The organism is Pseudomonas sp. GB2N2 (assembly GCF_054897705.1).
This window is the reverse complement of sequence record NZ_CM142701.1, coordinates 3332904-3353714: the sequence shown is the minus strand read 5'-3', so window position 1 is coordinate 3353714 and position 20811 is coordinate 3332904. Positions and strand designations below refer to the sequence as shown.

12 protein-coding genes are annotated in these 20811 nt (G+C 59.3%); 1 reads left to right on the top strand and 11 read right to left on the bottom strand.

From position 1 onward, the window contains the following. Nucleotides 1-63: 63 nt before the first annotated feature. From ACYZT4_RS15565 to ACYZT4_RS15555, 3 genes are all read right to left on the bottom strand, one after another. Nucleotides 64-5211 (bottom strand): dermonecrotic toxin domain-containing protein, encoded by a 5148-nt coding sequence (locus tag ACYZT4_RS15565; RefSeq protein ID WP_461981032.1) that lies wholly within the window; start codon nucleotides 5209-5211, stop codon nucleotides 64-66. A 171-nt stretch (nucleotides 5212-5382) separates the two neighbouring features. Next, nucleotides 5383-8499: a transglycosylase domain-containing protein gene (locus tag ACYZT4_RS15560; protein ID WP_461981030.1), complete on the bottom strand. Its 3117-nt coding sequence runs from the start codon at nucleotides 8497-8499 to the stop codon at nucleotides 5383-5385. Nucleotides 8500-8773: 274 nt separating this feature from the next. Further along, on the bottom strand, nucleotides 8774-10399 hold the full coding sequence (locus tag ACYZT4_RS15555) for a glucan biosynthesis protein D (RefSeq protein WP_461981028.1): 1626 nt from the start codon (nucleotides 10397-10399) through the stop codon (nucleotides 8774-8776). A 414-nt stretch (nucleotides 10400-10813) separates the two neighbouring features. Between ACYZT4_RS15555 and ACYZT4_RS15550 the strand changes: the two genes are divergently transcribed. Continuing rightward, complete coding sequence (locus tag ACYZT4_RS15550) at nucleotides 10814-10999, top strand: hypothetical protein (protein ID WP_461981026.1); 186 nt, start codon at nucleotides 10814-10816, stop codon at nucleotides 10997-10999. Between the two features lie 209 nt (nucleotides 11000-11208). On the opposite strand, the gene ACYZT4_RS15545 is transcribed toward ACYZT4_RS15550, so the two are convergent. The 8 genes from ACYZT4_RS15545 to ACYZT4_RS15510 form a co-directional block, all read right to left on the bottom strand. Next, entirely contained in the window at nucleotides 11209-11667 is a 459-nt protein-coding gene (locus ACYZT4_RS15545) for a BRO-N domain-containing protein (protein WP_461988696.1), read from the bottom strand. A gap of 292 nt (nucleotides 11668-11959) precedes the next feature. Further along, nucleotides 11960-13444, bottom strand: coding sequence for an APC family permease (locus ACYZT4_RS15540; RefSeq protein ID WP_461981024.1), 1485 nt, complete (start codon nucleotides 13442-13444; stop codon nucleotides 11960-11962). 146 nt (nucleotides 13445-13590) lie between these two features. Further along, complete coding sequence (locus ACYZT4_RS15535; protein ID WP_461981022.1) at nucleotides 13591-15015, bottom strand: gamma-aminobutyraldehyde dehydrogenase; 1425 nt, start codon at nucleotides 15013-15015, stop codon at nucleotides 13591-13593. Nucleotides 15016-15060: 45 nt separating this feature from the next. Then, the gene (locus ACYZT4_RS15530; protein WP_461981020.1) at nucleotides 15061-15870 is read right to left on the bottom strand and encodes an ABC transporter permease; all 810 of its coding nucleotides are present in this window, start codon (nucleotides 15868-15870) and stop codon (nucleotides 15061-15063) included. Next, nucleotides 15860-16807: an ABC transporter permease gene (locus ACYZT4_RS15525; protein WP_461981018.1), complete on the bottom strand. Its 948-nt coding sequence runs from the start codon at nucleotides 16805-16807 to the stop codon at nucleotides 15860-15862. The genes ACYZT4_RS15530 and ACYZT4_RS15525 overlap by 11 nt, the downstream gene beginning before the upstream one ends. Before the next feature lies 1 nt (nucleotide 16808). Then, entirely contained in the window at nucleotides 16809-17843 is a 1035-nt protein-coding gene (locus ACYZT4_RS15520) for an ABC transporter ATP-binding protein (protein ID WP_461981016.1), read from the bottom strand. A gap of 187 nt (nucleotides 17844-18030) precedes the next feature. Continuing rightward, nucleotides 18031-19182, bottom strand: coding sequence for a putative ABC transporter substrate-binding protein YdcS (ydcS, locus tag ACYZT4_RS15515; protein ID WP_461981014.1), 1152 nt, complete (start codon nucleotides 19180-19182; stop codon nucleotides 18031-18033). Between the two features lie 117 nt (nucleotides 19183-19299). Continuing rightward, nucleotides 19300-20787 carry a gamma-aminobutyraldehyde dehydrogenase gene (locus ACYZT4_RS15510; protein WP_461981012.1) on the bottom strand — a complete coding sequence of 496 codons (1488 nt, stop codon included), beginning with the start codon at nucleotides 20785-20787 and terminating at the stop codon, nucleotides 19300-19302. Nucleotides 20788-20811 lie beyond the last annotated feature (24 nt).

Genomic DNA, 20811 nt, shown 5'->3' with positions numbered 1-20811 from the left:
CGTCAGCGTTAAGGTGATGACACATTTCAACACCCGCCCCAGCAAGCCTGAAGCAGGCTCACATCAGCGGGACAGGATTGGAAGACCGGCGTTTTTCAGCGCCGCGCGGGTCAGGTCTCGGGCCAGTGCGTTTCGTGCATAGCCCATGTCGGACACTTGCTGCCTGTAAAACCACGGGCTCATTTCTTCGCCAGTGAACACTTCTTTTTCTGAAATCTTCAACGCCTGAGCCAGGCCTTCCAGTTTTTGCTTCAGTGCCTTTGTCTCTGTCAGATCCTGGTGCCCGGCCCATTCTTTTTGCGTCTCGCGCAACGCGGTGAGTTGCTCCAGTTTGTCTGCGTAAAGACGGTCATTGGCGGTGAATTCTTCCGGGTGCGTCCTGCGCAGAAAGTCCTCCCAGAACGGAAACTCGAATAAACCGAGCATCCCGTTGAGCAGTCCGTCGCCGCGCTCGCGTTCGATAATGGTTTCGTGGGCCGTATCGATTTTGGCCTGGTCAACGCCTGCTCGGGTTTCAAACGGTATGCCGTCAGATCGCCAAGGCAGATCCAGTCGATTCGCCAATCCTGTTTCGTAGGCCCTGTGCACTTCGGCGTTATCCGGTGTGTCGTTGCTTGCCGGATCGATCAAATGCTGCTGTTGCTGGCGGTTGATTTCGGCCCGGGCGTGGTCGCCCACCCTTTCCAGGCGAGCGGCACTGCGGGCCAGTTTGACCAGATGGTTTTCAAGCTCCGTGGCGGTGGTGACTTCTATGTAGGCCTGCGACACCAGCACTCTAAGGCCCATTCGATTGAACAGTTCCGACCAGGCATCGGCGTAGGTCTGGGGGTCGGCGGTCTGCTTGAACAGTTCCTTGCGCAAATCGCTGTCCACCGCCATGGTCTCGATCATTTGCCAGACGCGCTCGGTGAGTGGCCTGCGCGATCGATTGTCCCGGTAGTCCTGACTGTCCCGCTGCCGGCGAATGACTCTGAAGAAACCGCTGGAGCCTGGTTCCGCCATCACATCCTGCCAGGACTCCTTCCTGTACACCGTGTACCTCCTTGCGGGATTGAATGGCGACGCATCGGTTTCGAAGGGTTTCCAATGGTCCAGTTCATCCTCTACCCGCGCGGAAACCACCTGCTGGCGGGCGAAACCCACGGACTCGCGGTAGTCACCAAGACGCCCCTGATCAGCGGCGGAAAGCTGCGCAGTGCTGAAACGCGAACGCACCAGCACGAACGCCTGATCCGACCCTGCCGCGACCTGCGGCAAGCGGTTGATCGGACATTGGCGCATGTCGAGCGAGAAGTGGCGCGGGCGACTCATCACAGTCGCCCCGTTCGTGAACAGGCCGGACGGCCAGTCCTCGATGCCGGTATTGGCCAGGCGAAGCACGGTCAACTCAGGCATGCCACTGACATCCGGAGGCTGGCGCAGTGGATTGCCGTCCAGGCTCAGCGCCTCCAGGCGCGTGAGGTGGCTCAACGGCTCAAGGGAATCAGGCCCCAGGTCGATGTTATTGTTGGCCAGGTCGAGGGCTCTGAGCTGATGCAGTTCGCCGATAGCGTGCGGCACCCCAATCAACCCGCTGTCGCGGGCGCTTAACTGGCGGAGGTTGGGGAAGTCGCTCAACAATCCGCCGGCGTTGGTGGAAAAACGCGTTCTGTTCAGATTCAGGATGGTGATCTGGTCGAAGAATTTTTGCATGTCGCGCAGCGTGCGCACCTCGTTCCACCAGCGGTCCAGGTCCAGGTCCACGGCGTCGAAAGACAGATCCAGCGTATAACCACCGGCTGGATGGACACTGCGCTCTCCAAACGCCTCGCTCTTGCGTTCGAAGCACTCAAGCAACCGTATCTCGATATGGCGTCCGCCGGTTCGCAGGAACGCGAGATTGATGCCGACTTCTACCTCCCCGCTGCCATCAAGTCCGCGGGGCTGAGCGTCTCGCCACGCGCCCAAGGTATGGCGCAGTTGCTCCCGTTCATTCTCAAGCCGGCCGATGGCCTCGTCCGGTCCGCCTCTGGCGCGCAAGTGCTCGACGAACGAGGCCACCTGTCGTTCGCTCAGTGTCGGATACAATTCCTTGATCCTTTGTTCGAGGGTCTTTGCGCCAAAGAACCAGGAAGGGCCGCGCACCAGGTGAGTGGTTTCAGCACTGGCGACCGAACGAATCGGCGGCTGCGCCATCACCCCGCGGCGCTGGGCCGGTGGCGCGCAATGCTCCATCACCCACAGCTTGAGCAGACGGCCCTGGCCCGTCTGGTAATCCAGTTGAGTGCGCCTTTCTGGCGGCAGGGCGTGCAGGATTGCCTCGTAAAAATCGCCAGCGGGTTGCAACGGGCGGTTGCCCTGGTCCAGCACTTCGTAGCGGCCTTGCTCATCGCGGATCAGCCGCCTCAACGTTGAGGCGTCATCCGGTCCGACGCTGCAGCGCAGTGGCCCGTCATGGGTGTGCGCGCGCACCTCGATGCGCAAGTCGCCGAAGCTGTCGCTGAAAAATTTCAAGGTGTTCAACGCCAGCCTTTCGGTGTCGGGACTCAACAGTTCTTCGTGATAAAAGCCGTCGTAGGCGCGCGACGTGAGTGCTTCAAAGTCGAGTTCGCGGGCCAGGGATTTCAGGCGCAGAGGCAAGCGGTTTTCATCGAAGATCCGTTGCATTTCGTTGGGTGATGCATCCGCAAGAACCTTTTCCGCAAGCGTGAGCGGCATGTCCGCGAACGTCTGTCTGAGCACCTGCACATCCGCTTTGTCCGACCGCTGTGCAGCCTCATGGATGAACCGGGATATTTCGCTGCGGCGCCGGTCAACAACATCGGCCAGTTGATTGCGCAAGGTTTGCGTGCGTTCGGCGCGCGGTACGTCACGACCGAGCAAGGTGTTGATTTCGCTCTCGGTCAAAAAGCCCATGACGCGTTCGGCAAACGAACTCGACATCAGCTCAGGCAGGCTGATGTTCAAGGTGTCGGCGGCGGTCGCTTTGGCGTTGCCGTAGGTGCGCGACTGACCGCTCAGGCCGGAGCTTTCATAAACTTTCAATGCCCGTTCGGCGGGCCATCCGGGCAGCCCGGTCAGCAGCGTTTCAAACCAGATGGACGTGGCCGCGAGCGGTCGCCCGCCACGCAGATTGGCACTGGCGATTCTAGCCCCGTCCAGCGCGGTGAAACGGTTGACGGTGTCAGTCAGCAGTGGCGGCGGTGGTGCATGTTCGAGGTACATCCGGCGCAATTCATTGTCATCGGTGCCGCTGCTGATGCGGATGTGCTCGCGCTCGGCAGGCGAAAAGCGTTCAACACTGTGGCCGAGTCGGCGCATCAGGGTTGCACCTCGCCAGTCACCAGGGTTCTCGCCCTCATGCACCCAGGCACCGTGACCGTTGTGTTCGAGCTTCGGCGTGTAGGCGTTCGCGCGGTGGGGGTGTTTGATCCGGTGCATTGCCGCAGGATCAGTCTTGGCGGGTGTCTCGATGGCATACACCTTGCCTTCGAGCGCGAGCATGGGCTGATCCAGATACCGATAAAGGCCGAGGGCGTCGAGTTGCGCCGTGTCCGGCAGCCTCACACCGGTCTGTTCGTAAGGTGTGAGGTCGGGGTGCCATAACGAGGTTTTGCCGTCAGGCAACTGCACTGCTTTCAACCCTTCGACAAACGGAGATAACTTGAGCCGGAACTCGGCACCGATGTCAGCACCGGCACCGAACGCGGCCAATTGAAGGACGTCGGTCACCACGTCGACCACATGCTCCGCCAATTCCACCCATAGGCCCTCGGCCAGGTCCAGGGTGCCCTCCACAACCTCGGTGGTCAGTTGGTAGGCGGTATAAGCCAGCATCAATTCGCCCAAACCCGGTACGAACGGAGTCAGCACCAGCAGGGCGGCGTTGAAAATATCCGAGAGCATTTTCTTGAAATTGTCCCACCAGGCCCAGCGTGCAGCCTGGTCGGCCCTAACGGTCGACACGGCGATGTCCTGGGCGTCATTGATGATCTTGCTAACGCTCGTCTGGTAGAGGTGCTGCCACAGATCCTTGCCGATGGGCGTGACCCGAAATTCCAGATTGGGCTTGTCCACGGGGGTTGTGCGCCACGTCGGACCGGAATCGAGGTGATCCTTTTCATGCCATTTGACCACGCTCAGGCGTTGGTCGAGGGCGGCGAAAAAATGCCCGCGCTGTTTCTGATCGATGAACTGGCTGAAGAATTGCCAATAGTTGGACCTGGACGAAGGGATGGTTCGGTTATCACGCAGTTGGCGAGTCAGTTCCTGCACGAACGCCAGCCCCGAGGCATATTCTTTCAACGGATGTTCGGGGTCATGGGGAACGTAGGCGATCAGCTTTTCAGTGCTGCGACTTTGGTCGTTGATGGCCGTAAACAGCACGACACCCGTCAAGGACGCGTCCAGCAGCGAAAGCTCGCAGCACTGCATCGCCTTGCCATCCAGCGTGAGGCCCTGCTGCCCGCCGATCAGTCCGATCACGAGGCCGAACGCATTGGCGGTGATGTCTTTCTTCTTCAGGGCCAAATGGGCGGCGGCTTCAAGTGCCGCTTTCTGATTGTTGGTTGCCCTGAGTTCGAGCAGCGCTTGGGCGACTGGCTCCCTGGTCAGTAAAAAGGCGCTGAGGTAGCGGGTGTACTGGCCGCCAATGTCCAGTTCCCGGCACAGATTCTTGAATTGCGCGATGGACATTCTGGTTTTGACGGGAATGACCTCAAAGTGGCCATGGGCATCGGGTTGACTAATGAACTCGGAATCAGCGGTAAAGGTTTCTGAGGTGGCGAAGTTATGCAGCGCTGCATCCAATAGGGACACTGTTCGGTTGGCATGCCCCACCCATGTGGCAATAACATACCAAGGTGTTCTTTTGGGGAAATACAGGCGCAGGTAAGTCGACTTTACGTCCACTTCCACGCCGTAGGCTTCTTTCAATGTGGCTTTGAGCAGTGGTTCGGCGAACGCGTAAATACCCTGAATTTTTTCGAATAACTGGTCTGCCTGATTTTGCGCTGCCCAGGCCCGCAGGTTGGCAGCCTTCAGCGCCTGTGGATCATCGTTTTCATACCAGTTTCGGGTTTTTAAAACGGTAGCATTTAGCGCTTTTGCTCTGTGTAACGATATATGTGTCGTGGCCTTGCTGACTGCATTTTTTATGTGGTCGTAATGACGACCTTTGGAATCATTATTGATCACTTCAAGTTTGGGGGTGTTTTGATCCGAGTGCGGCATGGGGTTTATCTTGTCTATTGAAAAGATAAATAGCCTATCCCGTTCAACTTGCATTAAAAGCCAGAATTTCGCGTCAGTAGTTATGAGTCAACGGGGTGCAATGCTTTTGATTTTGAATAGATGTAATACATATATATGACCTGCGCGAACGCGAGAAACGTTATGTCACGTTCAACGCCGCGCCACTTCGACCGGCAGGCACTGCGTATGACTGCCCGGCTGCAAATAAGGCGTGAGAATCGGCGCCATGCCCTTGAGCACTTGCACCGGCAGCGCCGAGGTGAACGTAAAGGCTTCGGCCGTGCGCCCCGGCACGAAGGCAGTCAGCGTGCCGAAATGGGTATCTCCGATGTAAAACACGAACGTGGCGGTACGGTTGATTGACTTGGAACTGAGAATCCGTCCGCCGGAACCGATGGCTTCTATGCGGTTATCCCCGGTCCCGGTCTTGCCGCCCATCGCCAAAGGTTTGCCATCGGGCGTGACAAAACTGCCGGACACCCGTTTCGCCGTACCGGCATCCACCACTTGCGACAAGGCTTCACGCATGGCTGTCGCCACTTCGGACGGCATCACCCGTTTGCCGGCATCCGGGTCGTTGATCAGCTTGGTTTCATACGGCGTGTTCGCCGCGAAATGCAGGCTGTCGATGCGCAGCGTGGGCATGCGCACACCGTCGTTGAGGATGGTGCCGATCAGTTCGGCCAATGCCGCCGGACGGTCGCCAGAACTGCCGATGGCGGTGGCCAGTGACGGCACCAGGTGATCGAACGGGTAGCCGACTTTCTGCCAGCGTGCGTGAATGTCGAGGAACGCCTCGATCTCCAGCATGGTGCGGATACGGCCGTCGCGTGCCCCCTTGTGTTTGCTTTTGAACAGCCAGCTGTAAACCTCCTGGCGTTCAAACTGGCTGGCCTTGACGACCTCGCTCCACTTGGCGTCGGGATGATTCAACAGATAACCCATCAGCCACAGATCCAGCGGGTGGACCTTGGCGATGAAGCCCTGGTCCGGGAGATCGTAAATGCCCGGAGCGTAATTTTCGTAGAGCCGTTGCAGGCGGTCGTCCGTGAGCTTTTCGGTGAGTTTGGCGCCGCTCATGTGCGAGCGCACGAAGGTGTTGAAGCTTTCCTGGCTGGCTTGCGGCAGCAGGTAACGATGAACCGCGGCCATGCGAATCGGCGTCGGGCGCATGCTGTCGAGGAAGGTTTCGAGCCGCTCCTGGGTGTCCTTGTTCTTGTACTTTTTCCAGAACTTCAGCAGAAACGATGTGCCCTCGCGGTCAGCAAATGACGCGAGGTATTCCTGACGCCGAGGATCGCGGTCGTCCAGGAGCAGAGCAGCGCTGTTGTTCGGGCCGTTATAGGTGGTGTAGCGCACCACGTCGCGCATCAGCCGAATGAACGGCAGGTTGATCGATTCGCGCAGGGCATCGCGCAAGGTCGGGATGCGGCCGTTGTCTTCCTTGCGGAAGTTGTGGAACACGTGCAAACCACCGCCGGTGAAAAAGGCCTCGCCGGGGCTGGCGGAATACTTGCGATCCAGCGCGGCGCCGAGCATGGCCGGCAAGTTGCGGTCCTTGTTCTGGATCAGGTAGTCGATGGCCCACTGGCTCAAGCGGTCCTGATCCGGGACGTCGACTTTCTTCAGTTCGGGAACGGTCATACCGACGTATTTATCGTGCAGTTCGGAGATGATTTGCAGGTATGTGGTCAGCACACGCATTTTTGCGGTGGAGCCCAATTCCAGTTTGCTGCCTTCGTTGATGTCGAAGGGCTGATCGGTACTGTCGGTCTGTACCCGCACGCGTGAACCGTCGGGAGTCAATTCGAACAGAGTAAAGCTGTAGCGCACCTGCGTGGTGCTGGTGGGCGTCAGCAAGCGTTCGCCGATCAGTCCGATCTGCGCGGCGTAGGCCGGGTCTGACAGACGCTTGAGGTATTCGGTGGCCTGAGTCTGCAAGCCGCCTTGGAGGGTGCTGGTGGCCGAGAGGTCGAGGCGATCGAGGTCGTACAGCGGCCGATTGAGCAAACCGCCCAAGCGACTGCGCGCCACGCTGATGCCCTTGTTGGTTTCGATCGGCTGAATGGTCGGCTGGGTCTGCCAGTCGCGGTAGGTCACTTTGCTGGCCAGTGCCGCGGCCGCGAAAGGTGCATCGATCACATTGTTCTGTGCCAGCAGGCGGATATGGCTGTCGGTGAGGTCGGCCAGTTCGTCATGGCCCTTGGTCAGGTAGTGCGAAGGGCGGCGCTGGGCGATCATCAGCGAGAGCATCTCACGCAAGGCCAGGCCTTTCTCCGCCAAGGTCTCGGGATCGGTGTCGGTGCTGGCCAGCCACTCGTTGGCCTGATTGAAATCGGCGCCATACCAGACGCGCAGCCCTTCGGCCATGCCATGCACCTCGCCGTGGCCCGGTACGGCAGACAGCGGCACGCTGTTGAGGTAATCGCGCACCACATTTTTGCGCGCTTCGAGGGTGTCCGGTCCGTCCTGATAGGCGCGCACGCTGGCGGAAATCATCTGCCGAATTTTTTCCCCACCCGAAACCGTCAAGCCATCCGGCGAATGTCGATACTTCTCCAACTGCGTTGCCAACGTACTCCCGCCGGCCGATTGGCCAGGCATGTGCAGCAATTTAGCCACCTGCGACCACGCGGCCATGCCAAAGCGTGGCCAATCCACCGCGGGGTTGGCCCGTGGCTGGCGGGGGTCGAGCAGAAAGCGGTTTTCGATGAACAGCAGGCTGCTGACCACCACCGGCGGGATCGAGTCGAAGCTTGAGTAGAGTTGTTGCGGATATTTGTACTGGTAAAGCGGAGCCGCACGGCAATCGGTGATCGACAGGCCCGCCTGGATTTTTTCCGCATAGGGCACGAAAAAGCCCCTGTCGGTGTAGTCCATCAAGGGTTGAGAAAAACGGGTTTGTGAGGCAACGACATAGTCGCGCTTGATCAGGCGCGGCAGGAATTCGCCCAGAGAGCTGTAGCCCAGACGCAGGTCAAAAGGCCCGGCCCCGGGGTAGCGAATGGCATCGCTGGGCCCCGGTTTCAGTTCGTAACTCAGGGTAGCGGCAAACTTGCTGACTTCCCGGGATTGAAACTTCGAGGTGCGCATTTCCTTGGCGGCAGCCAGCCCCACGACGATCGCGATAATCAACAGCAACAACCAGAAAGCCCCCCAGCCGTGTTTTATGCGACTACGGCGAGGTTTTTCAGGTAAAGGCGCTTCATCCACACGTTCAGTCGGAACCACAGGTTTACTCGAATCGGTTTGCCACAAAGCGCCCATAGTCGACTGATCCATTCACGCAGATTGATCGGACTTGTCTGAAGCTTAGTCGGTGGTTGGCGATGATGAAAAAATTGTGAATAGCGAAATATCAAAAACGCATGTGAACCATCGGAATCAATGGTTTCGTAACGTTTCGCTTGAAATTGAAATGAAAAAGCCCCGGTTGTTGTGACCGGGGCGTTTTGTGTTTGCAGGTGAGCAGTGTGTAGTCCGGGACGCCGCCATCGCTGGCTTGCCAGCGAAGGCGTCCGCCCCCGACGCCTCATCATCTTCAGGTGTACTTACGCTTCTCCGGCGCCGGCGGGAAATACTGGTACAACCAGGTCTCGCTTAGCGTCCGGTCATTGGTGCGAATGAACAAGCGCAGCTCCACCGGCTCCACGCTGTCATTGGTCGGGAACCAGTCAAACGTAATCCGGTAGCCCTTGATGTCATCGAGCGCCAGCACGTTGAAGTCCTTGACCTCGCCGTTGGAGCACGTGACCACCGGTTCAATCCCCGTGCCCTCAGGCAAGCGATCCAGGCCGCCACCGTTGAAGTCCACCGCAAACCGGCGCGCCCACACTTGCGGGTAATGCTCGCCAGGCGCCCAGCCTTCAGTGAAACCGCCCATGCCCGAACGAGTCGCGTTGACCCGCGCCAGCGGCGTACCGACCGGCGGCAATGCGCTCCAGTAAAGTTTGTAGCCGTAGTTCAGGGAATCACCGGCCGCGACCGGCTTTTTCGGGGTCCAGAACGCGACGATGTTATCCAGGGTTTCGCCGGTAGTAGGAATTTCCAGCAGATCGATAGAGCCTTCGCCCCACGCGGTGGTCGGTTCGACCCACAGGCTCGGACGCTTGCTGTACCAGTCGACGGTGTCCTGATAGCTGGCGAACTCGTGATCAGTCTGCACCAGGCCGAAACCTTTCGGGTCGGTGTCGGCGAAGGCGTTGAATTGCAGGGTCGCCGGGTTGTTCAGCGGTCGGCAAATCCACTCGCCGTTGCCGCGCCACATGGCCAGGCGATCCGAGTCGTGGATCTGCGGGTGAATGGTGTCGCACATGCGCCGCTCGTGGGTGCCGCAACTGAACATGCTGGTCATCGGTGCAATGCCGAGCTGTTCGATGGCGGTGCGCGCATTAATGTGGGCGTCGATGGCCATGACTACCTGACTGGCTTGGCAGTCGATGTCGAAACGGTAGGCGCCGGTGGCGCTTGGCGAGTCCAGCAGGGCATACACGACGAAATGAGTGCTGTCCTTATCCGGCGTCTCGAACCAGAACTTGGTGAAGTCCGGAAACTCCTCACGCTTCTTCGCGTAAGTATCGATTGCCAGACCGCGGGCCGACAGACCGTACTGGCCAGTGGCATCGACCGCACGGAAATAACTGGCGCCGAGGAAGGACAATACGTCGTGGCGGTCCAGCTCCGGCGCCTTGAACAGCTTGAACCCGGAAAACCCCAGGTCGCCCGTGAGCTGCTTGGTGTCGACCGTGGCGTTTTCATAGTTGAACAGCGACGGGCGGAAATGCACTTCCCGCGCCTGACGTGTCTTGGGGTCGACACTGTACATGCGCACGGGTTGCTTGAACCCCATGCCGACGTGGAAAAACTGCACGTCCAGCTGACCTTTCAAATCCTTCCACAACGAATGATTGGCGTCGTAGCGGATTGCATTGAAATTCTGCGGCGTCATCGTCGCCAACGTCGGCGGCAGCAGCTGCTTGGTGTCCTGATAGCGGTTGGCGGCAAGCTGCTTGGCCTGGATTTTCAAGGCTTCGAAATCGAAGGCCTGAGCCTCGCCATCAGCCGTGCCATTACCGGCCCAGGCCCGCGTGGCCAAGAGGCCGGTGGCGGACAAACCGGTGTAGGCAGCGATGGCCATGGACGCTTTGAGCAAATTCCTGCGGTGCATAAGTACAACCTGTCGTGAACAATCCCGCGCCGTTCCTGGCGCGTGCTGGATCAGAAATGGAGGTTCGGACATGCCTTCGGCCAAACGCAACGGACTTTAAACAGATGCCAAATAGCTTAAACCGTTCGCTCGCTGAGCAAAAATGATTGATGGCGTGGCAGTGGCACCGCTATGAAACAAGACATTTCCGGTTCACGTTTCCCACAGTCATTTCTGATTTATAGGGCATTTCTGCTTTTTTCGACTAATTACTCTAAAAACCGCTTTTCAGCGCCAATTTACTTTCTATTCTATGGGCATAACCGGTTTCTGCCCTCAGGCCGGTGGGATTCAGTTGGTACAAGGAAGCGGCTGAAAAAACGAAGGGCGATGCGGTATCTGAAGTTTTCTTTGACGTAGAGAGGGACATCGTCCATGTCGAAAGTACAAGGCATCACCGAATTGTTGGGAATCTTCCCCTGCCTGGGACTCGGGCGGCGAAGGCGTCGGCTTAATTCTGAGGAATTGAAGCTGGTGGAAAGGTATCGCGAGCTGTCGGAAAACGACCGGATAGCGATGCGGTATCTGGTGGATGCGATGCGCAGTGTTTCGCGGTTTTGAAGGGGTATTAGGATTTCGGCCGTGACATTTCTGTCACGGCCGAAAATGGATAAGCGAAGAAACACCTGAAGGGAGGTGAAAGCAGAAATTTTTGAAATGCTGACCACTGTAGGAGCGAGCTTGCTCGCGATGAACTAATGACCGTCGCGTTGATTCAGGAAACACGCGTCATCGTTAAAGTCCATCGCGAGCAAGCTCGCTCCTACATTTCAGCTACACGTACCCATTATCGGGAAAGGTCGCTGCGCCTGCGCCAGATCAGGCATGTCCCGCCACTTGATCCACGCCGACTCTTGCCAGTGCAGCAGCGGCACCGAGATTCCGCCCCATTGCAACGAACTCATGCCTGGAACGGTGTTCAACGGCATCGCGCTCGACTCATGCAGCGCCGGTACGACCTCGTTACTCAGCCATTGGCGCAGGTTACGGTTTTCCGGAACGAAATGGTGGACCAGCAATGCGTACATTCCGGACTCGCTGACCATGAGCGATTCGACCGTTTTGCCGTTCTTCAGCAGCCAGACATATCGGCGCTGATCGGGATCGAGTTTTTGGGTGAGTCGTTGGTCAAGCGGGCGGCCCATCAGACGTCCCAGGTCATGGACGCAGAACCAGGCTTGGTTGGCCTGGATGATGGCGTGGAGGAAGCGGTTGTGTCGGGGGAATATGGTTGGGGTGAAATAGGTGTGGCTTTCAGGTGTATTTGAGGTGTGCGTAGAGGATTAGCTTTTCCACTATTTTTCGAATCCATTGAGTTGCGCACAAGGAACAGATCTATGACTGACGGTAGCCACTCGAAACCCGAGACCTATACCCTCGATCGCTTCGAGGCGGTGCGGGGGGAAACTGATATCAAAGGGCGTACGGATGAATTGATGGCTGAGTTGCGGGGAGACGCAAGATGTCGTCTGACGGATAAAGCTTGCCCCGGAATCTCAGATGATCCCGGGGCAATCGTTCTTAGTGACTCACCTTCCACGCATCCCCAGCCGGCGCCGTCCCATGGTCATACGGCTTGGCAATCCACATATAAACCAGCCCCAATCCAATCACGATCGCCGTGCTCAGCACCATTGCGTAGTTGATGTACCACGCCGCATCCGGTGTGCGTGGCCAGGCCATGTTGATGATGGCGCCGACGCCGTAGACCAGCGCGCCGATGTTGACTGCCCAGCCCCAGGCGCCGAGGGTGAATTTGCCGCTGGGTTTCCAGCCTTTCAGGCGTGCATACAGTGCAGCGAGGACGATCATCTGGAACGCGAGGTAGATGCCGATCGCGGCGAAGCTGACGATGGTGGCCACGGCGTCTTGCAGGAAGAAGCCGAGGATAATGATCAGCGCGGGCAGGACACCGGAGACGAACAGTGCCGCGACTGGAACCTGAGTCGTAGGAGAGATCTTTTTCAGCAGCGAGCTGCCGATGACCATTTCATCGCGAGCGTAGGAGTACAGCAGTCGGCTCGCCGCCGCTTGCAGGCTGATGACGCAGGAGATGAAGGAAATCATCACCACGCCCATCACCACTTTTGAACCGACCGGGCCGAAGGCGTTGTTGAGGATGGTGGTGACCGGGTCCTTGTCGGTGCCGTTGATCACGGCTTGCATGTCCGGCACGGCGAGGATCAGCGCCAGGCAAGCGAACATGGCAGAGATGCCGCCGATGTAGATGGTCATACGCATGGCCACCGGAATCTGCTTGCTGGGGTTCGGGGTTTCTTCGGCCACGTCGCCGCAGGCCTCGAAGCCGTAGTACAGGAACATCCCCGCCAGCGAAGCGGTGAGGAAGGCCGGCAGGTAGGAGCCGTTGATGCTGATGTCGAAGGTGTTGAACAGCACGCTGATCGGTTGATGACGTTCGAAAATCAGCAGGTACACGCCGACGATCACTGCGCCGACCAGCTCGCAGAGGAAGCCGAACATGGCGATCCGCGCCAGCACTTTGGTGCCGCTGAGGTTGACCAGGGTCGCGAACAGCGTCAGCACCAGGGCGATGATGATGTTGGTGTTGTTGCTTGGTTCGAAGCCCAGCATGGCGGCCAGGTACGGACCGGCACCCACCGCAACGGCGGCGATGGTGACGCACAGTGCGATCGAGTAGATCCAGCCAACCATCCACGCCCAGCGTTTGCCTACCAGGCGGCGAGCCCATGGGTAGACACCACCGGAAATCGGGAATTGCGAAACCACTTCACCGAAGATCAGACACACCAGCAGTTGGCCGCAACCGACCAGCAAGTAGGCCCAGAACATCGGAGGCCCACCGGCGGCCAGGCACAGGCCGAAGAGGGTATAAACCCCTACGACCGGAGACAGGTAAGTGAAGCCCAGGGCGAAGTTTTCCCACAGGCTCATGCTGCGATTGAAGTTGGAGGTGTAACCCAGCTTGCGGAGTTGCTCGGCATCGCTGTCGACAGCGCCTGCAGAGAGTTCGGGTGATGCGCTCATAGTGTGTTAGCTCCGGAAAATCGGCAGATTTCGGATGTCCGAAAACGTGGCAGAGCCGTGATGGCGCTGCCCGGATCGGTGGTTATTGTTGTGGTGTAAACCTGGTGGTGCGTGGTGCCGGTTTTTACTCTGAAACGGTGACGCCTTTAATGCTTGAACATCACATGCCGCACAACGGTGTAATCCTCCAGCCCGTACATCGACATGTCCTTCCCGTAGCCGGACAATTTCTGACCGCCATGGGGCATTTCGCTGACGAGCATGAAGTGCGTGTTCACCCAGGTGCAGCCGTACTGCAAACGCGCCGCCAAGCGATGGGCGCGACCGACGTCGGCGGTCCACACCGATGAAGCCAGGCCGTAATCCGAATCGTTGGCCCAGCCGAGCACCTGCGCTTCATCGCTGAACTTGGTGACCGAGACCACTGGCCCGAACACTTCACGACGGACGATTTCGTCATCCTGCTGTGCATCGGCCAACACCGTCGGCTCGAAGAAAAAACCGTTGCCTTCAACGGCTTTGCCGCCAGTGATCAAGCGAATGTGCGATTGCGCTACGGCGCGTTCGACAAACCCGGCCACGCGGTCGCGATGCTGTGCGGTGATCAGCGGACCGAGCTCGGTCGCCGGGTCATCCTGCAAGCCGTACTTGATGCTGCTGACCGCTGCGCCGAGCTTCTCGACGAATTTTTCGTAGATGCCGGCCTGCGCGTAGATGCGGCACGCGGCGGTGCAATCCTGACCGGCGTTGTAGAAACCGAAGGTACGGATGCCTTCCACGGCGGCATCGATGTCGGCGTCGTCGAAGATGATCACCGGGGCCTTGCCGCCCAGTTCCATGTGCATGCGTTTGACGCTGTCGGCGGTGCTGGAAATGATGTTCGCACCGGTGGCGATCGAGCCGGTCAGCGAGACCATGCGCACTTTCGGGTGGGTGACCAATGGGCTGCCAACCGTAGGACCACGGCCAAATACCAGGTTGAGTACGCCGGCCGGGAAAATTTCCGACGCGATTTCGGCCAGACGCAACGCGGTCAGCGGGGTTTGTTCCGACGGTTTGAGCACCACGGTATTACCTGCAGCGAGGGCCGGGGCGATTTTCCAGGCGACCATCATCAGCGGGTAGTTCCACGGCGCAATGGAGGCGATTACGCCCACCGGGTCGCGGCGGATCATCGAGGTGTGGCCGGCCAGGTATTCACCGCCGGCCGAACCGCTCATGCAGCGGCTGGCGCCGGCGAAGAAACGGAACACGTCGGCAATCGCCGGGATCTCGTCGTTCAGCGCGGCGCCGTAGGGTTTGCCACAGTTGTCGGATTCCAGTTTCGCCAGTTCCTCGCCGTGGGCTTCGATGGCGTCGGCGAGTTTCAGCAGCAGCAGCGAGCGGTCTTTCGGCGGGGTTTGCGACCAGCTTTCAAACGCGGCATCGGCAGCGCGTACGGCTGCGTCGACCTGGGCTTCAGTGGCTTCGTTGATGTCCACCAGCACGCGACCGAGGGCCGGGTTGAATACCGGTTGGGCGGGCCCTTCGCCGTCGAGCAGTTGGCCGTTGATCAAGAGTTTGGTTTGCATGGCATTGTCCTCTGTAGGCAATTCTTGTTTTGAAACCGATTCCCGTTACTTCCCGCCACTTCCCGCCACACTCTCGCCGCCACGGGTCAGGTAATACGCGCCGAGAATCGGCAGCATGGTCACCATCATCACCAGCATCGCGACGACGTTGGTCACCGGTACATCCCGGGGGCGGCTGAGCTGGTTGAGCAGCCAAAGCGGCAAGGTGCGTTCATGGCCAGCGGTGAACGTGGTGACGATGATTTCGTCGAACGACAGCGCGAACGCGAGCATGCCGCCGGCGAGCAACGCCGAGCTGAGGCTCGGCAAGACGATGTAGCGAAAGGTCTGCCAACCGTCAGCACCGAGGTCCATCGAAGCTTCGATCAAACTGTGCGAAGTGCGACGCAAACGGGCGATGACGTTGTTGTAGACGATCACTACGCAAAAGGTCGCGTGACCGACGATGATGGTGAACATTCCCGGCTCGATCCCCAGCGACTTGAACGTCGCCAGCAGCGCGATCCCGGTGATGATCCCCGGCAACGCGATCGGCAGAATCAGCATCAGCGAGATGCCTTGCTTGCCGAAGAAATCCCGTCGGTACAACGCCGCCGAAGCCAGCGTGCCGAGGACCAGTGCAATCAACGTTGCGACAGAGGCGATCTGCAGCGACAACTTGATTGCTTCCAGCACGTCGGGGCGCGAAAACGCCACGCCGATCCACTTCAGGGTGAAGCCCTTGGGCGGAAAGCTGAACGCCGTGTCCTCGGTGTTGAAGGCATAGATGAAAATGATCAGGATCGGGAAGTGCAGAAACACCAACCCGCCCCAGGCTGCGATGCGCAGGCCTAAAGAAGCTCGCTCAGAGTGCATCGAAGGCCCCCAGTCGTTTGACGATGGTCAGGTAGATGGCGATCAGCACTATCGGCACCAGCGTGAACGCTGCCGCCATCGGCATGTTGCCGATCGCACCTTGCTGGGCATACACCATGCTGCCGACGAAGTAGCCCGGCGGGCCCACCAGTTGCGGCACGATGAAGTCGCCCAGGGTCAGCGAAAAAGTGAAAATCGAACCGGCGGCGATGCCCGGAATCGACAGGGGCAGGATCACCTGCATAAAGGTCTGGCGCGGCTTGGCGCCAAGGTCGGCCGAGGCTTGCAGCAGCGAGGGCGGTAAACGTTCCAGCGCGGCCTGGATCGGCAGGATCATGAACGGCAACCAGATGTAAACGAACACCATGAATCGCCCCAGGTGCGAGGTCGACAACGTGCTGCCGCCGACACCCGGGATGCCCAATACGAACTGCAACACCGGCTCCAGTCCCAGGTGTTGAACGAACCACTGCGCCACGCCGCCCTTGGCCAGCAACAAGGTCCAGGCGTAGGCCTTGACGATATAACTGGCCCACATCGGCATCATCACCGCGATGTAGAAAAACGCCTTGGTCTTGCCGGTGGTGTAGCGCGCCATGTAGTAGGCAATCGGGAACGCGACGATGGCGCTGGCGATCGACACCACCACGGCCATGCTCAGGGTGCGCAGGATGATGTCGAAGTTCGCCGGCTGGAACAGCGCGGCGAAGTTTGCCAGGGTCAGGTCCGGCGTGACTGCCATGGTGAAGTCGTCGAAGGTGTAGAAACCTTGCCACAGCAGTGCCAGCAGCGAACCGAGGTAGATCGCGCCGAACCACAGCAGCGGCGGCACCAGCAGCAGCGACAGGTAAAAATTCGGCCGGCGATACAGCAGGTTGGAAAACCTGCGCAACGGCGAGCCGCTGGCCGGAGTTTGAGGGAGCGCCACGCTGGTCATGTCACACCCCGCCTACGGTGTCGTGCAGCGGGATCATCGCTTCCCGCGCCCAGCGTGCGCTGATGCGTTGCCCGGTCTGATGCTGCGCGCTGACATCCAGCCACTGGTTATTGGCATGGCTGATGTTCAGCGTCTGGCCGTTTTCCAGTTTCACTTCATAGCGGGTCGCGCTGCCCTGGTACTGAATGTCGTGGAGCAGGCCGCTGACTTCGATCTCGTGGCTGGCCAACGGGCCGTCGGCGAAACGCACGTGTTCCGGGCGAATCGAAAACGGTTGCGGGTTGCCGCTGATCTGCCGCGCCAGATCACCGCGAATCACGTTGGAGGTGCCAACGAATTCCGCGACAAAGGTGGTGGCGGGTTTCATGTAGAGGTTGCGCGGAGTATCGACTTGTTCAATGCGACCCTTGTTGAAAACCGCCACGCGGTCGGACATTGACAGCGCTTCGGTTTGATCGTGGGTGACGAAAATGAAGGTGATGCCGAGTTGGCGTTGCAGCTTCTTCAGCTCACTTTGCATTTGCTCGCGCAGCTTCAAGTCGAGGGCGCCGAGGGGTTCATCGAGCAGCAACACTCTAGGACGATTGACCAGGGCGCGAGCCAGGGCCACACGCTGGCGCTGACCACCGGAGAGTTGCACCGGTTTGCGCTCGCCGTAACCGCCGAGGGCGACCATGTCGAGGGCTTCTTCGGCGCGTTTGTGGCGTTCGGTTTTGCCGACGCCTTTTACTTTCAAACCGTAGGCGACGTTGTCGAGCACGTTCATGTGCGGGAACAACGCGTAGTCCTGAAACACGGTGTTGACGTCACGCTCGTACGGCGGCAGCCCGGCGGCTTCTTCGCCATGAATACGGATCGAGCCTGCACTCGGTTGTTCGAAACCGGCGATCAGGCGCAAACAGGTGGTTTTGCCCGAACCCGAAGGGCCCAGCATGGAAAAGAACTCGCCGTCCTGGATGTCGATGGAAACCCGGTCTACGGCTTTCACTTCGCCGAATAGACGGGAAACGTTGGTGAACTGGACTGCAAGCGTCATGGTGCGGTGCTCCGAAAATCAGAATCTGTAAAAGCTTCGCGAGCAAGCTCGCTTCCACGGGTAATACGGATCAACTGTGGGAGCGGGCTTGCTCGCGAAAGCGCAGGGTCAGCCAACATCAATGTTGAATGTGATGACCCTTTCGCGAGCAAGCCCGCTCCCACAGGGCACTGCGTCAACTCAGAGGCTAGCGACCGCCCATGATCGCGATGTAGTCCTGGGTCCAGCGGCTGTATGGCACGAATTTTCCGCCTTCAGCCTGCGGGGTTTTCCAGAAGGCGATCTTCTCGAACTGGTCGAAACCGTTGGTTTTGCAGCCCTCGGCGCCGAGCAATTCGTTGTCCTTGCACGCCGCCGGAACCGCTGGCAACGAGCCGAACCACGCCGCTACGTCGCCCTGGACTTTCGGTTGCAGCGACCAGTCCATCCACTTGTAGGCGCAGTTCGGGTGCTTGGCTTCAGCGTGCAACATGGTGGTGTCGGCCCAACCGGTTGAGCCTTCTTTCGGAATCACCGACGCCACCGGCTGTTTGTCCGCGATCAGGCCGTTGACCATGTAGCCCCAGGTGCTGGACGCCACGACGCCTTCGTTCTTGACGTCACTCATCTGCACGGTCGCGTCATGCCAGTAACGGTGGATCAGCGGCTGCTGTTTGCGCAGCAGGTCCAGCGCGGCTTTGTACTGTTCTTCGTTGAGCTCGTACGGGTTCTTGATGCCCAGTTCCGGCTTGGTCGATTTGAGATAGAGCGCCGCGTCGGCGATGTAGATCGGACCGTCGTACGCCTGAACCCGGCCCTTGTTGGATTTGCCGTCCGGCAGGGTCTGTTCTTCGAACACCACGCTCCAGCTGTCCGGCGCGGTCTTGAACACGTTGGTGTTGTACATCAACACGTTCGGGCCCCACTGATAGGGCGTGCCGTAGGTTTGTTTATTGACGACGTACCACGGGCCATCTTTCAGGCGCGGATCAATGTTCTTCCAGTTCGGGATCAACGCGGTGTTGATCGACTGCACACGCTTGCCGCCGATCAATCGCAGCGACGCATCGCCCGACGCGGTCACCAGGTCGTAGCCGCCCTTGGACATCAGGCTGACCATCTCATCTGAGGTCGCGGCGGTTTTCACGTTGACCTTGCAGCCGGTTTCCTTCTCGAAACCGGTCACCCAATCGTAGGCCTTGTCACTTTCGCCACGTTCGATGTAGCCCGGCCAGGCGACGATATCCAGCTGACCTTCGCCGGCACCGACCGCTTTCAACGGTTCGGCGGCCTGGATACTGGCACTGGCCACCAGCGCTGTGGTGATTGCACTGAGCAGTGCGGTCTTGTGCACGAACATGGGAACCTCTCTTTTGTTTATTAGTGATTGGTTGAGAGTAGCTGCAAGCTTCAAGCCGCAAGCTGCAAGTAACAGCGAATCGCGCACGGCTTTGACTTGTAGCTTGTAGCTTGTTGCTTACAGCTCCCGGCTATGCCGGGCCATGATGTGCCGCACCACGCTGTAGTCCTGAAGCGAATCGCTGGACAGGTCTTTGCCGTAGCCGGACCGTTTCAGGCCGCCGTGGGGCATTTCGCTGACCAGCATGAAATGGCTGTTGATCCAGGTGCAGCCGTATTGCAACCGCGCCGCAACCTGCATCGCCTTGTCGAGGTTCTGGGTCCAGACCGAAGAGGCGAGGCCGTATTCCGAATCGTTGGCCCAGTCCACTGCTTGTTCGAGTTGGTCGAAACGGGTCACCGTCACCACCGGCCCGAACACTTCACGCTGGACGATTTCATCGCTTTGTTTGCAACCGGCCAGCAGGGTCGGCTGATAAAAGAAACCGGCGCCGGAATGCACGGCGGCGCCCGTCACGCGCTCGATGTGTGGCTGGCTGAGGGCGCGTTCGACAAAACTGGACACGCGATCGCGCTGGCGGGTGCTGATCAGTGGTCCGAGTTCGTTGTCGGCGTCGCGTTTTCCGGCGAACCGCAGGCTGCTGACCGCCGCACCGAGTTCCGCGACCAAGCGGTCGTGAATCCCGGCCTGTGCATAAATTCGGCAAGCGGCGGTGCAATCCTGACCGGCGTTGTAATAACCGTAGGAGCGCACACCGTCGACCACCGCCTGGATATCCGCATCGTTGCAGACGATCACCGGGGCTTTGCCGCCGAGTTCGAGGTGCGTACGTTTCAGGGTTTTTGCGGCGGCCTGGAGGATTTTTTGCCCGGTGACGATATCGCCGGTCAGCGACACCATACGGATTTTCGGGTGGCTGACCAGGTGGCTGCCGACGCCTTCACCGCCGCCGCAAATAATGTTGATCACCCCGCGCGGCAAGATCTCGGCCAGCGCTGGCGCCAAGGCCAGGATCGACAGCGGCGTGTGCTCGGAGGGCTTGAACACCAGCGTGTTGCCGGCGGCGAGGGCCGGGGCGATTTTCCACGCGGCCATCATGATCGGGTAGTTCCACGGCGCAATCGACGCGACCACGCCAATTGGATCGCGGCGCACCATGCTGGTGTAACCCGGCATGTATTCGCCGCTGAGCTGCCCGGTCTGGCAGCGCACGGCGCCGGCGAAGAAACGGAACACATCGACGGTCGCGTTCAGGTCGTCCTGACGCGCGAGGTGCAACGGTTTGCCGCAGTTCAGGGATTCGAGGCGGGCGAGCAGGTCGGCCTGTTTTTCGATGGCGTTGGCGATGTCCAGCAACAGGTTGGAGCGCTGCTGCGGCGTGGTCCGTGACCAACTACCGAACGCATGGTGAGCGGCGAGGATCGCGGCTTCGACTTGCTCGGTACTGGCTTCGGCGATGTGCGTCAACACTTCACCGGTGGCCGGGTTGAGAATCGGCTCGACGAAACCCTGACCTGCAACCAGTTCGCCATCGATCAACAACGCGGTGAACAACGGGGTCTGCGCGCCAGCCATTTTTCGGGTTCTCTTTTCTTGTGTGGCCATTATGGGTGCTCCCTGTGACTGGGC